Annotated in this window: 15 protein-coding genes; 7 read left to right on the top strand and 8 right to left on the bottom strand. The window is 59.6% G+C overall.

The genetic code is table 11. The features are described from left to right. Nucleotides 1–114: 114 nt before the first annotated feature. The 3 genes from AC56QQ_RS09835 to AC56QQ_RS09825 are packed head-to-tail and all read right to left on the bottom strand — an operon-like array spanning nucleotide 115 to nucleotide 5,035. Complete coding sequence (locus AC56QQ_RS09835; protein ID WP_497100989.1) at nucleotides 115–2,448, bottom strand: molybdopterin-dependent oxidoreductase; 2,334 nt, start codon at nucleotides 2,446–2,448, stop codon at nucleotides 115–117. After that, nucleotides 2,449–3,882, bottom strand: a complete 1,434-nt coding sequence (locus tag AC56QQ_RS09830) for an NAD-dependent succinate-semialdehyde dehydrogenase (protein WP_489863518.1) — start codon at nucleotides 3,880–3,882, stop codon at nucleotides 2,449–2,451. A 19-nt stretch (nucleotides 3,883–3,901) separates the two neighbouring features. Continuing rightward, complete coding sequence (locus AC56QQ_RS09825) at nucleotides 3,902–5,035, bottom strand: enolase C-terminal domain-like protein (protein WP_497103687.1); 1,134 nt, start codon at nucleotides 5,033–5,035, stop codon at nucleotides 3,902–3,904. Between the two features lie 327 nt (nucleotides 5,036–5,362). Here AC56QQ_RS09825 and AC56QQ_RS09820 point away from each other — a divergent pair, with 327 nt between their 5' ends. From AC56QQ_RS09820 to AC56QQ_RS09805, 4 genes are all read left to right on the top strand, one after another. Next, on the top strand, nucleotides 5,363–6,187 hold the full coding sequence (locus AC56QQ_RS09820; RefSeq protein WP_489862930.1) for a sugar phosphate isomerase/epimerase family protein: 825 nt from the start codon (nucleotides 5,363–5,365) through the stop codon (nucleotides 6,185–6,187). 175 nt (nucleotides 6,188–6,362) lie between these two features. Further along, entirely contained in the window at nucleotides 6,363–7,226 is an 864-nt protein-coding gene (locus tag AC56QQ_RS09815; RefSeq protein ID WP_489862931.1) for an ABC transporter substrate-binding protein, read from the top strand. A gap of 22 nt (nucleotides 7,227–7,248) precedes the next feature. Further along, nucleotides 7,249–8,385: an amino acid ABC transporter permease gene (locus tag AC56QQ_RS09810; protein WP_489862932.1), complete on the top strand. Its 1,137-nt coding sequence runs from the start codon at nucleotides 7,249–7,251 to the stop codon at nucleotides 8,383–8,385. A 13-nt stretch (nucleotides 8,386–8,398) separates the two neighbouring features. Continuing rightward, nucleotides 8,399–9,142 carry an amino acid ABC transporter ATP-binding protein gene (locus AC56QQ_RS09805; protein WP_497100990.1) on the top strand — a complete coding sequence of 248 codons (744 nt, stop codon included), beginning with the start codon at nucleotides 8,399–8,401 and terminating at the stop codon, nucleotides 9,140–9,142. 18 nt (nucleotides 9,143–9,160) lie between these two features. Here AC56QQ_RS09805 and AC56QQ_RS09800 read toward each other — a convergent pair whose 3' ends face one another. The 5 genes from AC56QQ_RS09800 to AC56QQ_RS09780 all read right to left on the bottom strand — a co-directional run bounded on the left by AC56QQ_RS09800 (nucleotide 9,161) and on the right by AC56QQ_RS09780 (nucleotide 14,198). Next, nucleotides 9,161–9,973, bottom strand: a complete 813-nt coding sequence (locus tag AC56QQ_RS09800; RefSeq protein ID WP_497126709.1) for an IclR family transcriptional regulator — start codon at nucleotides 9,971–9,973, stop codon at nucleotides 9,161–9,163. 323 nt (nucleotides 9,974–10,296) lie between these two features. Beyond that, complete coding sequence (locus tag AC56QQ_RS09795; RefSeq protein WP_489862934.1) at nucleotides 10,297–11,100, bottom strand: ABC transporter permease; 804 nt, start codon at nucleotides 11,098–11,100, stop codon at nucleotides 10,297–10,299. A gap of 1 nt (nucleotide 11,101) precedes the next feature. After that, on the bottom strand, nucleotides 11,102–11,887 hold the full coding sequence (locus AC56QQ_RS09790; protein ID WP_489862935.1) for an ABC transporter permease: 786 nt from the start codon (nucleotides 11,885–11,887) through the stop codon (nucleotides 11,102–11,104). Nucleotides 11,888–12,094: 207 nt separating this feature from the next. Next, nucleotides 12,095–13,126, bottom strand: a complete 1,032-nt coding sequence (locus AC56QQ_RS09785) for an ABC transporter ATP-binding protein (RefSeq protein ID WP_489862936.1) — start codon at nucleotides 13,124–13,126, stop codon at nucleotides 12,095–12,097. Nucleotides 13,127–13,139: 13 nt separating this feature from the next. Beyond that, nucleotides 13,140–14,198 carry an ABC transporter substrate-binding protein gene (locus tag AC56QQ_RS09780; RefSeq protein ID WP_497126707.1) on the bottom strand — a complete coding sequence of 353 codons (1,059 nt, stop codon included), beginning with the start codon at nucleotides 14,196–14,198 and terminating at the stop codon, nucleotides 13,140–13,142. Nucleotides 14,199–14,384: 186 nt separating this feature from the next. On the opposite strand from AC56QQ_RS09780, the gene AC56QQ_RS09775 reads away from it, so the two are divergent. The 3 genes from AC56QQ_RS09775 (at nucleotide 14,385) to AC56QQ_RS09765 (ending at nucleotide 18,315) form a co-directional block, all read left to right on the top strand. After that, on the top strand, nucleotides 14,385–16,271 hold the full coding sequence (locus tag AC56QQ_RS09775) for a thiamine pyrophosphate-dependent enzyme (protein WP_489862938.1): 1,887 nt from the start codon (nucleotides 14,385–14,387) through the stop codon (nucleotides 16,269–16,271). Between the two features lie 617 nt (nucleotides 16,272–16,888). Then, nucleotides 16,889–17,638 carry a helix-turn-helix transcriptional regulator gene (locus AC56QQ_RS09770; protein ID WP_489862939.1) on the top strand — a complete coding sequence of 250 codons (750 nt, stop codon included), beginning with the start codon at nucleotides 16,889–16,891 and terminating at the stop codon, nucleotides 17,636–17,638. Between the two features lie 74 nt (nucleotides 17,639–17,712). Then, complete coding sequence (locus tag AC56QQ_RS09765; RefSeq protein ID WP_489862940.1) at nucleotides 17,713–18,315, top strand: acyl-homoserine-lactone synthase; 603 nt, start codon at nucleotides 17,713–17,715, stop codon at nucleotides 18,313–18,315. Nucleotides 18,316–18,349 lie beyond the last annotated feature (34 nt).

Below are 18,349 nucleotides of genomic sequence, written 5' to 3'. Positions count from 1 at the left end.
CATCCAGGCCAGCTCGGGTCGGCGGACGGTCGAAATATTAGGAAACCTTCGACACCGCGAGCATGAAGATCGTTGCGTTGTCGCAAGAAATCCCCAGCGCTCAGCTTTTCCTAACTAAGAATGTGGTTGTTGCGAAGTGGCAACGCTGCCATAGGACGAAGCGGACCCAGAATTCTTCGAGGAGGGCTCGATCAGCGGGAGGCTGTCGATCGAAAGACGCGGCAGATCGCCAGTCCAACGCTCAAGCCGCACCACGCAGCTGTGGCTGGACGTACCTTGGGTCAGATCCGAACAGCCTTTGTCTCGGGTCAAGGTATTGGGGTTGCCATGCACATCGATCCGGCTGCCGTCTATGGTCTGCATGTCGAACCAGGCGCCCGCTGCCAGAAAAACGCAGTCGCGTCGCAGCCCTGCGTCCAATTTCAATCCTGCGAGGCAAGCTCCACGATCATTGTAGATCCGCACGATATCGCCTGCTGCCAGTCCAAGCTCGGCAGCCGTTTCGGGATGCAACTCACAGGGCTCCCGGCCCTTGATTTTTTCAGACAGGGACTCTTTTCCACGATCATTCTGACCGTGCAGCCGAGTATCAGGCTGGCCCGAGATCAGATGAAGCTCGCCTGCTTCGGCGGTCAGCAGGCTTTCGGTCGGCATAATCCAGGCCGGATGGCCCGGACAATTGGCCAGCCCCAGATCGGCAATGGCGCGGTTGAACAGAGTTATCCGACCGCTTTCCGTCTTCAACGGCGCCGCCGCCGGGTTGGCGAAGAAATCCCCCAGAAGCACTTGCGATTTTTCAGGAGGGGGTATGTCGATCCGTCCCTCTCGGCGGAACGCGTCGAAATCCGGCAATGCGATGCCGTGCCGGTCGGCCTCGCGGCGCGTCCCGTCCCACAGCGCCCGAAGCCATCCCTCGATATCGCGCTTTTCCGTGAATGCCTCCTCCACCCCGAAATGGCGGGCAAGAAGGCGGAATATTTCGTGGTCGTCCTTGGCCTGACCATAGGGCGCCCGAGCCGGAGACATGAAAAACAGCGCCGGATCGCGCTTGTTGATCATCATGTCCGTGCGCTCCAGAGGCGTGGTGCAGGGCAGCACCAGGTCCGCCCGCCGCGCGGTCGCGGTCCAGCTGTGTTCGTTCACGATCACCGTTTCTGGCAGCGTCCACGCGCCTTCAAGCCGGATCAGATCCTGATGGTGATGAAAGGGATTGCCCCCGGCCCAGTAGACCAGCCGGATGTCGGGGTAGCGGCGCGTCTCGCCGTCATAGGTATACTCTGCCCCTGGCGAAAGCAGCATGTCCGTGATCCGCGCCACGGGAATGAAATCCTTCACCGGATTCGGCCCTTGCGGAAAGGCGGGCCAGCGGAACCCCCGTTGTGTGCGGCCGACCGCGTTACTGGACCCATAACCAAAGCCGAATCCCAGCCCTGGTTGATCCATCTGGCCAAGGATCGTCGCCAGCGCCAGCGCCGCCCATAGCGGTTGCTCGCCATGCTCTGCCCGCTGCAACGACCAAGTTATCGAGATCATCGTGCGAGCCTCAGTCATGCGCAGAGCGAGGCGGCGGATATACTGCGCCGGCACATCGCAAAGCGGCGCCGCCCAGTCAGCGGACTTTTTCTGCCCGTCGTGGCCGCCCAGCAAATAGGCGCGGTATTCCGGCCAGCCACTGGTGTAGCGTGCCAGGAATGCTTCGTTCTGCCTGCCCGCCGCCAGAATCTCGTATGACAGGGCAAGCATCATCGCCGTATCGCAGCCGGGTCGAATGGACACTCGTTCAGCGCCTGGAAAATCGTCCCGCCGGGGCGAAATAGAAACAAGTTCCGCCCCGCGCGCGGCCATCTGCGCGTGCAGGTTCCGCAACCGGTGGTTAGAAGTACCGCCTGAATCCACCTGCGCGGTGCGCCCGGAGAACCCGCCAAAGGCCACCAGCAGCGAACATTCCTTCGCCACCAGCTCCAGGCCGGTCATGTTGTCCTCATGCGCCTCTCTCGACAGACCCAAAATGCGCGGCAAAAGCACCTCGGCGGCGGCAAAGGAATAGGAATCCCGCTTACCGACATGCCCGCCGATCAGGTTGAGAAAGCGGCGCATCTGCCCTTGTGGATGATGAAAGCGCCCCGCGCTCGCCCAGCCGTAAGAGCCCGCAAAAATAGCGTTGTTGCCATATGTGCCGCGGACGCGCTCCAGCTCACCGGCCACGAGTTCAATAGCGCGGGCCCAACCGACCTCCACGAAACTGTCATCACAACGCTGCTTGCCACGGTCGCCGGCAAGCCAGCCCTTGCGTGCCACCGGCGCCGCAATGCGACTGGCGGTATCCCGCGCCGCGCTCAGCCAGCCGCTGCCGATCCGGGAAGGGTCCGGATCGTCGCGCAGGGGGACCGGCGTCCCCTTCGCGTCGATCTCATAGACCCCCCAATGGGCGGCGGTATATTTGGCCATTCAGCTGCGCTCTGTGATGAATTTCGTGACCATGTGATCGGCCACGCCTTCAATTCCGCCCTCGTGGCCCATACCGCTGGACTTGACGCCACAGACCGGCGTTTCGGCCAGGCCATACGCCACTTCGTTGACGCCGACCATGCCGACCTGCAGCCCTTCGGAGACATAGCGGGTGATCTTGAGGTCGTTGGAGAAGACCGACGATGCCAATCCGAATTCCAGCGAATTGGCGCGGGTCACGAATTCCTCAGCCTCGGAAAACCGCAGGATCGTGGCGACAGGGCCAAAGGGCTCCTCGGTGAGCACGACGGCATCGTCCGCCACGTCCACCAGCACGGTTGGTTCGTGGAAATAGCCGACATTGCCGATCCGATTGCCGCCTGCGGCCACGGTTGCCCCCCTCTGAACCGCGTCGGAAATCATCCGCTCAACCGACTCGAGCCGCCGCGCATTGGCAAGCGGACCCATCTGGCTTTCGGGGTCGAGCCCGTTGCCGACCTTCAGGCCCTTCGCGTAGCGCGCGAAGCCGTCGACGAAATCGTCATAGATGGCCTTCTGCACGAAGAACCGCGTGGGCGAGACGCAGACCTGCCCGCTGTTGCGGAACTTGGTGGCTGCGAGCTTGGCAACGACGCTCGCCATATCGACGTCCGCAAACACGCCGATCGCGGCGTGCCCGCCCAGTTCAAGCGTGCAGCGCTTGAGATGTTGCCCGCACAGCCCTGCCACCGCTCGCCCTGCCGGGATCGACCCGGTGATTGACGCCTTGCGGATCACATTCGAGGCAATGAGTTTTGCCGAAACATGCGGCGGATCGCCGAAAACCAGCGAAAGCACATCCGGCGGCAGCCCCGCGTCGAGGATCGCCTGGACCATCATGGAGCCGACGCCTGGTGTCTCCTCGGAGGGCTTGAGGATCACCGAACAGCCCGCCGCGAGCGCCGCCGCAACCTTGCGGGCTGGGAGAACCATCGGGAAGTTCCAGGCGCTGAAGGCGGCTACCGGGCCGATAGGTTCGTGCCGCACCTCGAAATGCTGGCCCGCCTCTCGCGCCGGAATCACGCGACCATAAGTGCGGCGACCCTCTTCGGCGCTCCATTCGAAGATCTCGGCGGAGGCCAATATCTCGGCGCGCGATTCCGCCAGCACCTTGCCCTGCTCCATCGTCATGACACGCGCGATGTCCTCGACCCGCTCGCGTAGCAGCGCAGCCGTTCGCCGCAGGACGCGCGAACGTTCCAGCGGCGAAGTGCGGCGCCATATCGCGAAACCTCTGTCCGCAGCGGCCAGCGCCGCCTCGAGATCGGCGTCCGTGGCCAGCGCCAGATCGCCGAGGCTTTCCAGCGTCGCCGGGTTCTCGACCGGGATGACTTTGCGGCCCGGCGGAGAAAGACGGACACCGCCGATGATCGGGCCAAGCACCGGATAGGCCATGGTCTCGCCGCTCCGCATCTTACCAATCCACCAGTGTGCCGTCGTCCAGCACCGCGGTCTGAGTGTGCAGAACCTCTTGCTGGAAAGGATGCTTGGCAGCTTCCTTTTCGTTCACCTCGATGCCAAAGCCGGGTTTGTCGGGTGCACCCCAACGACCATCGACCATCTCGGGCAGACCTTCGACAACGTCGTGATACCAGGGCACGGCGCCCGGCATCGCCTCGAGGATGACGAAGTTCGGCGTCGAGATGCCGTAATGGAGCGAAGCCACGGCCGCCAAGGGGCCGTTGGGATTGTGCGGCGCAACGCCTGCCTGTGCGATCTCGGCCAGGGTGGCGATCTTCTTCGCCTCAAGCAGGCCGCCGCAATGATTGAGATCGGGCTGTACGATGTGACAGGCCCGCGCGCTCAACAGCTCGTCGAATTCACGCAGCCCGACCAGGCGCTCGCCAGTAGCAATCGGCACCGGCGAGCGTTCGACGATTTCCCGCATGGCCTTGGTGTCGCCGGGCTGAACGGGCTCTTCGACAAACATCGGGCCCATGGGCTCCAGCGCCTTGATATATTCGAGCGTTGCGCTGACGGTGGCGGCGCGGCCGTGGAAATCCACCATGATCGCCGCGTCGTCCCCCAGACCTTGGCGAAGCGCGATGCCCAACCGCTCGAGGTTGCGGCAGGCGGCGCGCGTGGTTGTCGCGTGGGAATAGGGAATGCAGACGACCTTGACCGCACGGAACCCCTTTTCAAGCACCTTCTGCGAGGCTTCGACCAGCTTGCTGGGGTCGAAGGTGTCTTCGTAGAGCGTCTTCATCTCGCCAAGGCCCGGATGCGAGTAGAGATCCACGCGCTCGCGCACTTTTCCACCCAGCAACCGCCAGACCGGCACACCCAGCTCCTTGGCCGAGATGTCCCAGAGCGCGTGCTCGATCCCGCTGATCGCCGAGGCGCCGATGATGCCCAGGCGGTAGTAGCTGTGCTTGTTCATCCGCCGCACGGCCTGTTCGATGTCTCGCGGATCGGTGCCGAGCATCAGTTGCGCCAGATCCTCGACCGCGCCGGTCACGGCGCGGGTCTTCCAGTTCAGCGTCGCTTCACCCCAGCCATAAAGGCCCGGCACGGACGTATCGACCCGAACAAACACCCAGTTGCGCATCTTCGCGTTCACGACAATCGAACTGATACCGGTAATTTTCATGTCTATCCGGGTCGTCGGAGTGCGCTGGCCGCGCGCCGCTTCGACCCCTCCCTTTGCTGGCCGCGTTCCGAACGTTTGTAGCGCCAAGCGTTGTTATTAGTAAAGAACCGTTTTGCTAAATAGCAAACATTTTGGTGCCGATTCATCGTCAAATGCCACAAATTGGCAGGCATCGGCTGCCTCATATAAAAAATCTCTATTGCAAAATACGCAACATCAAGGCAAAACCATCCTGCCGGCGACACTCCGGACACTGGCATTCCGGCTTCTACGAAGGACCATCCCATGCGCCCCGGATATTACAGCACGATGCTCTCGCACCTTTCCTTGCCAGAGGCAGCAACGGTCGTTGCCGATGCGGGCTATACCGATCTTGCGATCAACGGCGACGGCATTCCGTCGAAGTTCGCGCCGCACGTGACGCCGGAGATGAGCCTCGATCAATGCCGCGAACTGGCCGGAGCCGTGTGTGCCGCAGGGCTTTCAATCCCTGCGATGAGCGTCAACTTCTATTTCTTCGCCAAGGACGAGGCGGAACGGCAGCGGGGCCTTTCCCATGTCAGTGCGATGATCGACCGCGCTGCGGCCATCGGGGTGGACTATGTCCATCTCTGCTCCGGCCGGCCGACGCCCGGGCAGGACGAAATGGCGATGATGCCGCTGTTCATCGAAACCATGCAGGCGGTCTTGAGGAAGGCTGGCGAAAAGGGCGTGAGCGTGGGCCTCGAATCAGCCGCGCCGCACATGTACCCTCAGTGCGGCCGCTATCTTGAACTAGCCGAAGCGCTCAGGCCGCTGGAACTGGCCGTCAATTTTGACCCGAGCCATTTCCAGGCCATCGGCGAGGACCCTGTTGAGGCCGTTCACCGGCTGGCTCCACTGATCCGCCACGTCCACATCAAGGACGCCAAAGGCCGCTATCCCGAATTCAGCTTCCCGCCATTGGGTGAGGGCGAGATCGACTTCCCGAAGCTGATCGCCGCGCTGGGCGACATTGGCTATGCCGGCGCACTAACCATCGAATACGAGGCGAACTACTTCGGCTGGGAAATTGATCCCATGACCGTTCTGACACGTTCGCGTGCCTTTCTGCGCGACCTCGGGGTGTGAAATGAGCGAGGCGCAACGCTACTGCAATGTGAATCTGTCGCCGGCCTTCGGCGAGAGTAGTCAATAGCGAACAGAAAAAGAGAGCAGTGTTTTCGGGAGGCCGGAGAGACCATGTCAGCTCATAGTATTTCAATACGGATAAAAATCACCTTAAAGCTTTAGTGGGAGTAAAAGCATGATTACACCGCACCTAGAATCCATTCTTGTTCGCGTTCGGCCTGCTATTGCCGCAGCAATTATTTCTCTTTCCATCTCACCGGTTGACGCTGCCGATATGATAGGCAATTGCGAAGTCACCGGAACCAGAGGTTCCATTCCCTTCACTCCCGTCGAGGCTGGGGAGTTGACTGTCGAAGTCAGTCTTCCGGCGCCCGGTTGGTGGAACGGGGATGCACCAGAGCTCATCAAAGACGGCTATGAATATTGCATGGCCGCCAATATCGCCCATCGCGGGGGCCTGGATAAAGTCAAGGTCGTTAATGTCGCGTGGGATGCATTGGTCGCGGGTCAGACCAAGGACTTCGATCTCTCCTTGTCGGGGATTTCCATCACCGATGAGCGCAAGAAGGTCGTTGATTTCTCGATCCCCTATTTCAACTCTGATATCGGAGTTCTTGTCAAAAAAGGTGTGTCCGTCGATAGCGACTCCATCAAGAAGATGCGGATTGGCGTGCAACAGGCTTCTACTGGGGCCGACTTCGTCGCCAACACTCTCAAGCCAGCTGAGTCCAAGGTCTACCCGGACGGGCCCAGCATGTGGGCGGCGTTGGCAGCTGGTCAAGTCGATGCAGCCATGACTGACACGGCAAATGTGCTGGCCGTGGCCTCGCAATCAAATGGCACGCTTGTAGCAGCCGGCCAATATTCAACCGGCGAAACCTATGGCGCCATCTATCCGAAGAATTCCCCCAACGCCGCGACCATCGATAAAATCATCGACGCGCTGATCAAGGACGGCACCCTGCAGCAAATCTCAGCCAAGTATCTGGCCGCAGCCTGGGGCGCCGATCCGGCCAAAGTTCCCTACCTGAAGCCTTAATCGAGCAACTTGGGATCACCTGATGTCATCTATCATCGGTAACCGAGAAGGCCAGACACTCGGCCTTCTCGGGGGTGAGCGTCGCTGGAGCGCGGGGACGCCGCCGAAAGATGTCACCAACCTGGCGGCAACGGTCCTCGTCATCAGTTTCCTCGTTGTTGCCGGCAGTTGGAAGACGCTTTTGGATGCCCGGGCGGCCACCGTCAATCTGCAAGTCGACGGGCTCCTGGCCGATGCGATCCTGGTGATCTGTGGCCTTTGCCTGCTGTTGCCTACATGGCCAGCGATCCAGAGCCTTCGCCAGTCGCATTTGGCGAAGGCAGCATTTGCCGAGGACAAACTGGTCGATGCCAGGGTCTTCACGGCGGCCGCGCGCGATCACGCCTATTATACTTTGGGTCTCTCCGCGGCCTTAGCCACGCTGCTTATTGTCGTCCAGTTCTTCATCGCCAACGACCTCGCTGTCAGTCGGACCTTCATGCTGCTGCCGCTGATCGGCAGTTCCTTCTGGCTGATACTCAAAGCCTTCTGGACCAATATCTACATCTTCGTCGTGGCGGAGATTCTGGTGCTGATCTGGGGCCTGGTCGTAGCCATAGCCAGGCTTGTTCCGGGCAAGGCCGGGCGGCCTGTGCGCGTTATGGCAACCATCTATACGGACATATTTCGCGGCTCACCGGCGATCATCAATATCTACCTGATAGGCTTCGGCCTCCCACTGACCGGGCTGCCGTGGGTCAAGGACTTTTCGGGAGAGTCCTTCGCCATTTTTGCGCTTACCCTGACCTATGGCGCCTATGTCGCCGAAGTGTATCGTTCCGGCATCGAAGGCATTCATTGGAGCCAGGTGGCGGCAGCGCGTTCGCTTGGCCTCAGCTACTTGCAGACGTTGCGCTACGTAATCGTTCCGCAAGCGATCCGGCGCATCATCCCACCGCTCCTTAACGACTTTATCGGTCTCCAGAAGGATACCGCCCTCGTCAATGTCATCGGCTCGATCGATGCCTTCAACCAGGCGAAAATCGTCGCCAGCAATCACTTCAACCTGTCACCGGTGACCACCGTCGCCATCCTGTTCATCTTGATCACCATTCCCCAGGCGCGTTTCGTCGATAAGGTGCTGGAACGCGACCAGCGCCGTATCCGCGGCGGCAGTTAAGGTTAGCCACATCATGGCGATGATCGAAATTCGCAGCATCTCCAAGAGCTACGGTAGCCACAAGGTCTTCGACGGCTTGAACCTTGAAGTCGATGAACATCAGGTGGTTTGCCTGATAGGCGCTTCCGGTTGTGGAAAGTCGACGCTACTTCGCTGTATGAACGGGTTGGAAAACATTCAAGGCGGCGAGATCTGCATCCACGGCGATCGCGTGACCGGTCCAGGTGTTGACGTCAATGCACTGCGCCGTGATGTCGGTATTGTCTTCCAGAGCTTCAACCTATTCCCACATATGACCGTACTGGAAAATGTCACCCTTGCACCTATCAAGGTCCTGGGGGAGAGCCGCGCTGAAGCGGAGGCGAACGCGATGAACCTCCTGAGACCCATCGGCCTAGAACACAAAGCCAAGGAGTACCCGGATCGCCTTTCCGGGGGTCAGCAGCAACGCGTCGCCATCGTCCGGTCGCTAGCCATGAACCCGATGGTGTTGCTGCTCGACGAGATTACCTCGGCTCTCGACCCGGAACTTGTCTCGGAAGTCCTCAACATTGTGCGTGACCTCGCAGCCGAAGGTATGACCATGCTGCTTGCCACGCACGAGATGGGATTTGCGCGAGAGGTGGCCAGTAAGGTCTGTTTCCTGTCCGACGGCAAGGTGCATGAAGAGGGCCCGCCGTCGGAGATTTTCGGCAATCCGAAACAAGACAGAACCCGTGCTTTCCTGCAGCGGATCATTGAGGCAGGGCGACTCTAGTTCGTCCCGGTGCACGTATCAGCCAGACAACTGCCGGCTAAGACCATCCGAAATCTGGAGGAGCTTCTTGTAAATCTCGCGCTCTGCCTTCTCCGTCAGCGAATCGGCCACGGCGGACACTCCGATTGACGCCACGACCCGCTCCGTTTCGTCAAAGACCGGTGCTGCAAAGCAGGTCAGGAACGCGAAGAACTCGCCGCGGTCGGTTGCCACGCCGGTTCGCCGGATTTCCATGAGGGACTCGGCCAGTACGGCACGATCGACGATCGTCCTGTCTGTCGACCTGGTCAGGGGAATGGTTTCCGCCAAAGCGTTCATTTCGTCCTCGGGGAGAAAGGCAAGCAGTGCCTTGCCGAGAGCGGTGTTGTGCAATGGCTCTTCGAGCCCGATCAGGCTGCGTGTCGACATTGGCGTATTCGGGAAGGCGGTATCGACGAGCACCGCGGTGCGATGCGACATCAACGCCAGATGCGCCTCAAGGCCGGTCTGGCGCGCCAGTTCCTCCAGCGAGGGACGCGCCACGGTTACAATGGTGGTCAGCGAGTTCGCCCGCGAGGCCCAGACCAAGAATTTCGTGCCAAGACCATATTTGCGGCTCTGCTTGTCCTGACGCAGCACGCCGTAGCGATCGAATGTCGTCAGAAACCTGTAGGCCGAGCCCTTGTCCATCCCGAATTCGTTGGCAATCTCGCTGACGCCGAAACTGCGCTGCCTTCCGATGATGAAATCCAGGATCCGCAAACCCTTGTCGAGGGTCTTGACGCCCGGCTGCTCGTCTACGGAGCCCTCAACTATATCGACGGCACCCTTTCGGTCCGGTATCTTGTCCATATCGCCTTCGATCCGCCTGCAGAAATCAATCGCCGGAGTCCCATGACGGGGCCTAGCCGTTCCCGTTATATCTGCTTCGCTCTCCGATAGTATAGCTTATATCGCAATACGGGTTGATATTTTCAACACGCCCACAGCGATAATCGTGGAAAGGCTGCGGGTGATCGGGATAGCCAAAGACGCTGATCCGCGCCTCAACACACTTCAAAACAGCCTTCGATATCGATCCCAGTTCTCAATCTCATCAAACCCGCGAGATCAACGATTGGGCAAATAGCAAATCCCAAGCGCTCTATGACGTTTTTTGACTGATCAGAGTTTCTTCATCGGTTCCGAACGGCGTTCCCACGTAGCTGAAGAACAATCACCACCACTGTCGCAAGGACGAGCAGCAGGGTCGATACCACGGCGATGACGGGGTCGATCTGATCGCGCAAGGACGTGAACATGAGCTTGGGCATTGTGGTGCGCCGCCCCACCGACAACAGCATCGCGATCACGACTTCATCGAGAGATGTGAGGAACGCCAGAAGCGAGGAGACGAGGATATTGTAGATCATCTGCGGAAGAATAATGATTCGCCAGACCGTCACCTCTCCGGCCCCAAGACTGTGCGCGGCACGGACTTGATCGAAATCGAAATTGGCGAATGCGGCACTCATCACCAGGAACACGACTGGCAGCGCAAGCACCGCGTGTCCAAACACCAGCCCCGTCAGGGTCCCCACGAGCCCGATCCGGGAATAGAAAAAGAAAAGTCCGACGGCAATCAGGATCGCCGGCACCACGGCGGGCATCAGCATAAAGGCCTGCACAAAGGAGCGCCATCCTTGGCTCATCTTCATGGCACCATAGGCGCCCAGCACCCCGATGGGCACGGCAACTATCACCACCAGTCCTGCCAGCAAAAAGGAGGTTGCCGCGGCGCCAAGCCAACGCTCAGAGGACATGAATGCCTCATACCAGCGGAGCGACCAGGTACGGGGCGGCAGTTCGAGAAAATTGCTGCCCGAGAAGGACATCAGAACAACGATGAAGGACGGCGCGGCGAGAAAGCAGGTGGTCAGTACCGCGAACGCCCAGGACAGGATGCGGAGCGTCCGGTTCTGGGGGAATCCGTCGTTCATTCTATCTGACCTTCAATACCGTGCGCGTTGCGAGATAACTCAGGCCCAGGATGATCGCCGTGGCGACAAGCAACAGGACACCCAGGGCACTCGCGGCCCCGTAGCTGGTGAAATTGGACAGCGAACGCTCGATGCGCATTGCTATCATATAGACGCGTCCACCACCCAGAATGGCCGGCGTGACGTAGAATCCCAGACTCATCACGAAGACCAGGACGCCGCCAGCAGCAATGCCGGGCATGGCAAGCGGCAGGAACACCTGCCGCAGCGCCTGCCCCCGGGAAGCTCCAAAGCTCGCTGCCGCGCGCATCAAGTCAGGGTCGATCCGCGACATCACGCCATAGACTGGCAAGATGAAGACCGGCAACATGATGTGGACCATGCCCAGCACCGCCGCGGAAAAATTGAAGACGAGACGCAGCGGATCACCAATCACCCCGAGGTCGATCAGGAGTGAGTTGACGACCCCGTTTCGTTGCAGGAGCACCAGCCAGGCATATGCCCGCACGAGAACCGAGGTCCAGAAGGACAGCATCACGGCCGTCAACAGCAGGCGCGCCTTCCGCTCCTGGATATTGACCAAGAACAACGAAAAAGGACCCCCGACCAGTATCGTGACCAGCACGGTTGCGAAGGCAACCAGAAACGTAGTCAGGAAAACGCTTCGATAGCCGGCTGACTCAAACACCGTACGGTAGTTCTCAAAGCTGAGGTTACCGTCTAGGTCGAAGGCGGAGAGCCAGAAGAGCCAGAAGCAAGGCACCAGCACCAGCACCGCAACAAGCACGAGGCTAGGCGCCACAAGGGCAATATGCACAAGGTGACTACGCCGCTCGGCTCTGTATGCACGGCTAGGTGCCCGCATAAATGCTCGCTCTTGCACCGTATTTTCTATTGCCGACATGGCAAACCTACTATCAACAGAGAATCGGCGAAATTCACCCGCAATTCTGACAGGCGCCCGTCGATCAACTCGATCAACGCACCATTCTGCCTATTGCAGCGCGCGCAGCTTGCGCTGGGGGACATGCAGGGTGATGGAATCGCCTACAGAGACTAGCGAAATGAGATGCTCATCGGGTTTCTGCACGCGCGAGTAAATCTGCCTTCCGCCCGGCAAGCACAATCTGAGCAGCCAACTGTCGCCTTGAAACACAACCGTCTCCAGTTTCCCCTGCAGCGTGGCATGCTCCTCCATTGTCTCAGCGGCACACAACCGCAGGTCCTCCGCGCGAATGGCGAGCCGCACCGAGGGATCGAAACCCCTCGCTCCCGAGAAAGCCAGAAGCCCAGCTTCTAGAACAATCGCCTCGCCGATGAAATCGGCCACGAAGTCGTCTTTTGGCTCGTTGTAGATCTGCCGGGCGGTGCCAATCTGCACGATCTCGCCCTTGTTCATGATCGCGATCCGGTCCGAGAGCGTGAGCGCCTCACGCTGGTCGTGCGTAACGTAAACTGTGGTCACGCCCAGGCGCTGGTGGAGTTCTCGGATTTCGATCTGCATCTCTTCGCGCAATTTCTTGTCGAGCGCCGAGAGAGGCTCATCCATGAGCATCACTCTCGGCTCGAACACGATCGCACGCGCCAGCGCCACGCGCTGACGCTGGCCACCCGAGAGCTCGGAGATACGCCGTCCGCCCAGGTCCGCCAGTTGGACCTGCTGCAGCGTGGCGGCTACACGCGCTTCGATCTCCGCGCGGTTGCATTTGCGCAACCGCAGCGGAAACGCGACGTTCTCGAAGACGCTCATGTGGGGAAACAGCGCGTAGCTTTGGAAGACGATTCCGATGTTGCGCTTGTTGGCGGGGCGATCCACGACGTTCTTATCGGAGATGCGGATGGCACCGCGGTCCGGAATGACAAAGCCCGCCAACGCCATCAGCAAGGTGCTCTTGCCAGACCCCGATGGGCCGAGCAGGGTCAGGAATTCGCCGGCCCCGACCTCCAGGGAGACATTGCGAAGGGCATGGAACGACCCGTAAGTCTTGCCCAGCGCTTCAATGGAAATCGTTGCCGGTTTCGTCATCGATGCCTCGAGCTCATCGGGTCAGCATTTCGTCGAAAAGCTTCTGAGCGCGGTTGTTGTTCGCCGCCCACCAGTCCGGATCCAGCGTAATCTGTGTCTTTGCGTTCTCGGGATAATTGGGCAGCAGCTTGACGGTATCTTGGGATATGATCCCGGTGTCAAAAGCCTTGCTGTTTCCAGGCCCATAGTTCGTGCGGGTTGCCATCCTGGCCTGAGGTTCGGGCTCAGCCATGTAGGCCAGCATTTGCATGGCCTTCTCGAGATGCGGCGCGCCTTTCGGTATGGCGAAACAGTCCACCCCCAGGATGCCCTGGTTCCAGGTAAAGTCTGCCGGCCCGCCGTCTTTCTGGACGGCCTGGAAGCGACCATTCCAGCCGGTTGTCATGTCAACCTCGCCGTCCCGCAATAGCTGCGCCACCTGTGCGCCGCTCGTCCACCAGACCGCGACGTGAGGCTTGAGTTCCTCAAGCTTTGCGATGGCGCGTTCCACCCCGCCTTTCTCCGCGAGTACTTTGTAGACATTCTCGGGCGCGACGCCGTCGGCCATAAGTGCTGCCTCAAGCTGCGCTTCGGCATTGGCGCGCATGGCGCGGGTTCCCGGGAACTTTTTCACGTCCCAGAAGTCCGCCCAACTCTGCGGACCCTTCTTTCCATAGGTTTTGGTGTTCCAGGCTAGCGAGAATGTATAGGTCTGGTAACCCACACAGTAGTCGGTGGCGGTTCCGTTGAAGCCATTCTTGTTGACCACCGAATAGTCGATGGGCGTAAGGATCCCCTCCTTGCCGCCGAGCGCTGCCTCATAGTTTGCCATCTGCACCAGATCATAGGTGACGTTGTTGGCATTCACCTGCAGCCGGACGGCGTTCAGACCTTCATCGATTGTATCCTCAAGGTACTTCAGGCCGAGCTTTTCGGTCGCGGGACCCCAAAGCGCAGCCCGGCCTGCCTCAAGCATTATCCCGCCGGAACTCGCGATACCAATCGCGTCCTCAGCCATCGCAGGCACCGGCGTCACGCCAGCCAGCCCGACCAGAACCGCGGTCATTCCGATTGCTCTCGATAACAGCTTCATTTCGCTTCCCTCCCTTTTCGTCTGTTGTCATAGTCACAATTCTGATTTTAGAAATGCATAAACTGAACCGCAAATCCAGAACTTTCTTGACTGACAGCTGTTGACCGTTTCTTATATTGAAATATGTGTTGTCATAATAGCGTCGGATTCGGATCGTGGATCGAGCGACGTGGGAGGATCATTACAATGAATGTCATGGATGGATCTGGTCTCTCGGCGGAGACGCGTGCTGCCGCCATCGCCGCTGCCGGTGGCATCGAGGCGGCCATAGAGGCGGGCACGTTAGAGCAATTTGTGGACGCGTCGGTGTCGGAGGGGATCGTGCTCGGGCTGCTGCGCCAGGGCGTGAGGAAATACCTGGCGATCTTCGGCCATGGCTCGACCTCGATTGGGGATATGCTGCGAATCTACGAGGAGGCGGGGCTGGTGAAAACCTACGCCTTCCACAACGAGGTCTCGATGGCGCATGCCGCCACCACGATGCGCTGGCTTTACGACGAGCCGGTTGCGCTGGTGGCCTCAATCGGGCCCGGACCACTGCAGGCCATGGCTGGGGCGCTTACATCGATCACCAACGGGGTTGGCCTCTATCATATCTACGGGGACGAAACGACCCATGGCGAAGGACAGAACTTCCAGGGCATCCCGAAACCGACAGAGCAACATATCTTCAGCCGCATGACAGCTTTGGCCTCCGAATCCTATCTCCTGCACACGCCCGAGGCTCTGCGCGATATGATGAGGCGCGGCAGCGCGCGGGTGTTCCATCCCTTCCACGCCGGCCCATTCTTCGTCCATGTGCCGATGAACATCCAGCCGCGCACAATCCATGGGCTGAATCTGCTGGCGCTGCCGCAGCGAATGTCGGCGAGACTTGGCGCGGCCTCCGAGCCGGATCTGGACGACGCCGCCGCTTTGATTCGGAAATTCGACCGTATCGTCATCAAGGCCGGCGGCGGCAGCCGGCGCCACGGCGAGTCTATCCGCAACCTCGCCGAACGCACGGGCGCCGCGGTTATTACATCTCCCGTCAGTTCCGGCATCTTACCGGATCTGCACCCTAACAACCTGCATGTGGGCGGCACCAAGGGCTCGCTTTCAGGCAATTTCGCCATGTCGGAGGCTGACCTGGTAATCGTCGCGGGCTCGCGCTCGGTCTGTCAGGCGGATTGCTCGGGGCTTGGCTACAGGAACGCCAAGGCGGTCATCAACATCAATGCGGACTGGTCGGATGTGAACCATTACAACAAGACAGTCGCGCTGGTGGGCGATCTTGCAGCCAGCATCGAAGCGCTACTGAAGCGACTGGATGACCTCGACCTCGCCGGGCGGGCGACCTGGACCCAAGCTTGCCAGGCCAAAAAGAAGGAATGGCGCGAGCTGCGCGAGACACGCTACGCGGTCGAGCCGCAATATGACCGGGTCTGGCAGAGGACGGTTCTGACCCAGCCAGTGGCGATCAAGCAGATCGTGGATTTCGCCAAGGCGGTGGATGCGGTTAAATTCTTCGATTCCGGTGACGTGCAATGCAACGCGCTGCAGATCTGCGAGGACGACCGGCCGTTCGACACCATGAGTGAAGGCGGGGCCTCTTATATGGGCTTTGCCGTCAGTTCTCTGGTGGCCTCAGCCATCGCGGACAAGCCGCGCTACAGCATTGCCGTGTCGGGCGACGGTGCCTTCTGGATGAATCCGCAAGTGCTGACCGATGGGATAGAACATGGCGTGCGCGGCATGATCGTTCTGCTCGACAACCGCAGGATGGGCGCCATCAGCGGCCTGCAGGCGGCGCAGTTCGGCAACATCTACGCCACCAATGACGCCGTTGCCGTGGACTATGTGGCACTGGCCAAGGTCATCCCGGGACTGTCCACGCATTTCGGTGGCTATAGCCGCGAGGAACTGCTCAACGCGCTCAAGGCGGCACATTCCTACGACGGCCTGTCGCTGGTGCATGTCCCGGTATATTGGGATGCCGGGAGCGACGTGAGCAATCTCGGCTCCTATGGATCCTGGAATGTTGGGAACTGGTGTGCCGACAGCGAACGCGAATACGCAAAGGTGACAATCTGAGTGAATTCAGACGGCTCCGAGAGAAGCCAATTGATGCACTCAAGCAGAATTGGACTGAATGTCAGTGCGCTACCGCCGCTATTGGCAGATTGTCTATAGGCGCGCGATCGCGCGGATCAAAATGTCACTCGAGTTTCGCACCGTGACCAACGTGTGTAGGCGTACGGGCCGACCGCCGATTGGCACATCCGCGCAGTTTGCGCGGGCAAGCCCGAAGATCGAACACCTGGAGGGCCTAAAGGGTTATTGGAAGAACTGTGGATTGTAGCCGTATGCGCCTCGGTCGATCGTCATTCCGCTATCCTGGCAGCGCGGCGGCCGAGCCAGGACGCCGGTGGGCATAAAACCTCCCTGATTGCCCACCGGCACCCCATTCGAGCGCAAAACGATGCCATCGCATAGCCTACCCGTCATGTGATTCCGCCCCGATTGGCGATGCAAGAAGAGGAGAACCGGATGTGGAACTGGCTATGTGTACTGGCGTAATCCCGGCGGAGCGAGACGGCCGGTGTGACTGAGAGAGACCACTGGGGTCTGTGGGAAATTACAGGGCCGGAGGGCGACACGCGACGACTGGGGTTGTCGCTCCCGTCTCGCAGGGATGACATCTGATCGTTATGAGAGAAACTGCAGTTTGGCGCAGACGTCTTGATGATACGCTCGAGTTTCTGTGTAGAATTCGGCGGAGTTCAACCCAACAAGAAATATGTCGGCACCTGCTTTGCTACGCCGAACGATTTGGCGCTACGAACTTGCTGGCAGGACCAATTCCTCCACCTCGTGCCTTAAGGCGTGAGCAGGTTTCACATGTCCTGCTCGACGCTTGGCCAGAACAATGGTCCGAGCGCTATTTTTCAAAGGGCTATCTTTATCGTGATCCAACCATTCAACTCGTAAGTCGTGGTAGCAGCCCTTTCCGCTGGAGCGAAATGGATGAGATGTGCAGGGTGGGTCCTGTCGGTCGGCGGGTCATGGACGAAGCAACCGAGTTCAAATTGTGCGAAGGTTTCACTATACCGTTCGCGACATTGGAACGACAGGCGGTTGGCTTTTCCGTCGCCGGTGAAAAGCTGGATCCCGACCCTCACGACCGTCTCGCTTTTCAGTTCGTTGCCGCCTGCTCTTTCGGCTGCGCGGTTACTCTCGCGGATAGAAAATGGGATTCGAAACCGGTGCGCCTGTCCCCGCGACAGAGGGACGTCCTGCACTGGGCCTCGGAAGGCTTCACCGTGGACGAAATCGCTGATCGCCTCAGCATCAGCCGCAATACGGCAGATACTCATCTGCGATCGGCGCGGGAGAGGCTCGGAGTAGCAAACACCGTACACGCTGTCGCGGAAGCTTTTCGCCACGGTTTGATCGCCTAACTCACGCAATTGCGTGATGCCGCCTTCTACCGGAAACGACCATTGGTTGACCTCGAAACTGGAGGACAACTAAGATGCTTCTTATCGTTACAGCGCAGAATGCGGAAGAATATCAAGCGGAGTTGGATCAGGCATTTCGCCTGCGCCACACGGTATTTGTCGAAGAAAAGGGCTGGACTGATCTGCGCCGCGAAGACGGTCGTGAGATCGACCGCTTCGACGATGAGCACGCAGTTCACATGCTCTTTCTCACCGAAAATCACGTTGTCGGCTACCAACGCATGCTGCCTTCGACGCGACCGCACCTTTTGTCGGAGGTCCTGTTGGATCTTTGCGAAGGCGAGCGGCCGGTTGGCGCAAACATCTGGGAATGGACGCGCTACTGCGTCGAACCGCAATTTCGCGAACGCGGACGCATGCTCAGTCCTGTCGCGAATGCGCTTTTGTCCGGCATTGTCGAGTGGGGCCTGGGCAGCGGCGTCGACACAATCATCATCGAAATGAACCCGCTTTGGCTGCTGCGCCTGGTTCAGTTGCATTTCAGAGTGACACCGCTGGGGCTTCCGAGGCTCATCGGCGGTGAAGAGACAGTCGCGGTGACGGCGCGTTTCGATGAGCGCACGCTGCAAAGGCTTCGCGAGACGCGCAGCCCAGGCATCAAAAGCTCAATCTCGTGAGATGGAGACATCGTTTCCGCAAAAAGGAGTTGCA

It is taken from the genome of Mesorhizobium sp. RCAM 05099, assembly GCF_059683685.1.
The sequence above is the reverse complement of the archived record's forward strand: the minus strand, read 5'-3'. Positions and strand labels throughout refer to the sequence as shown.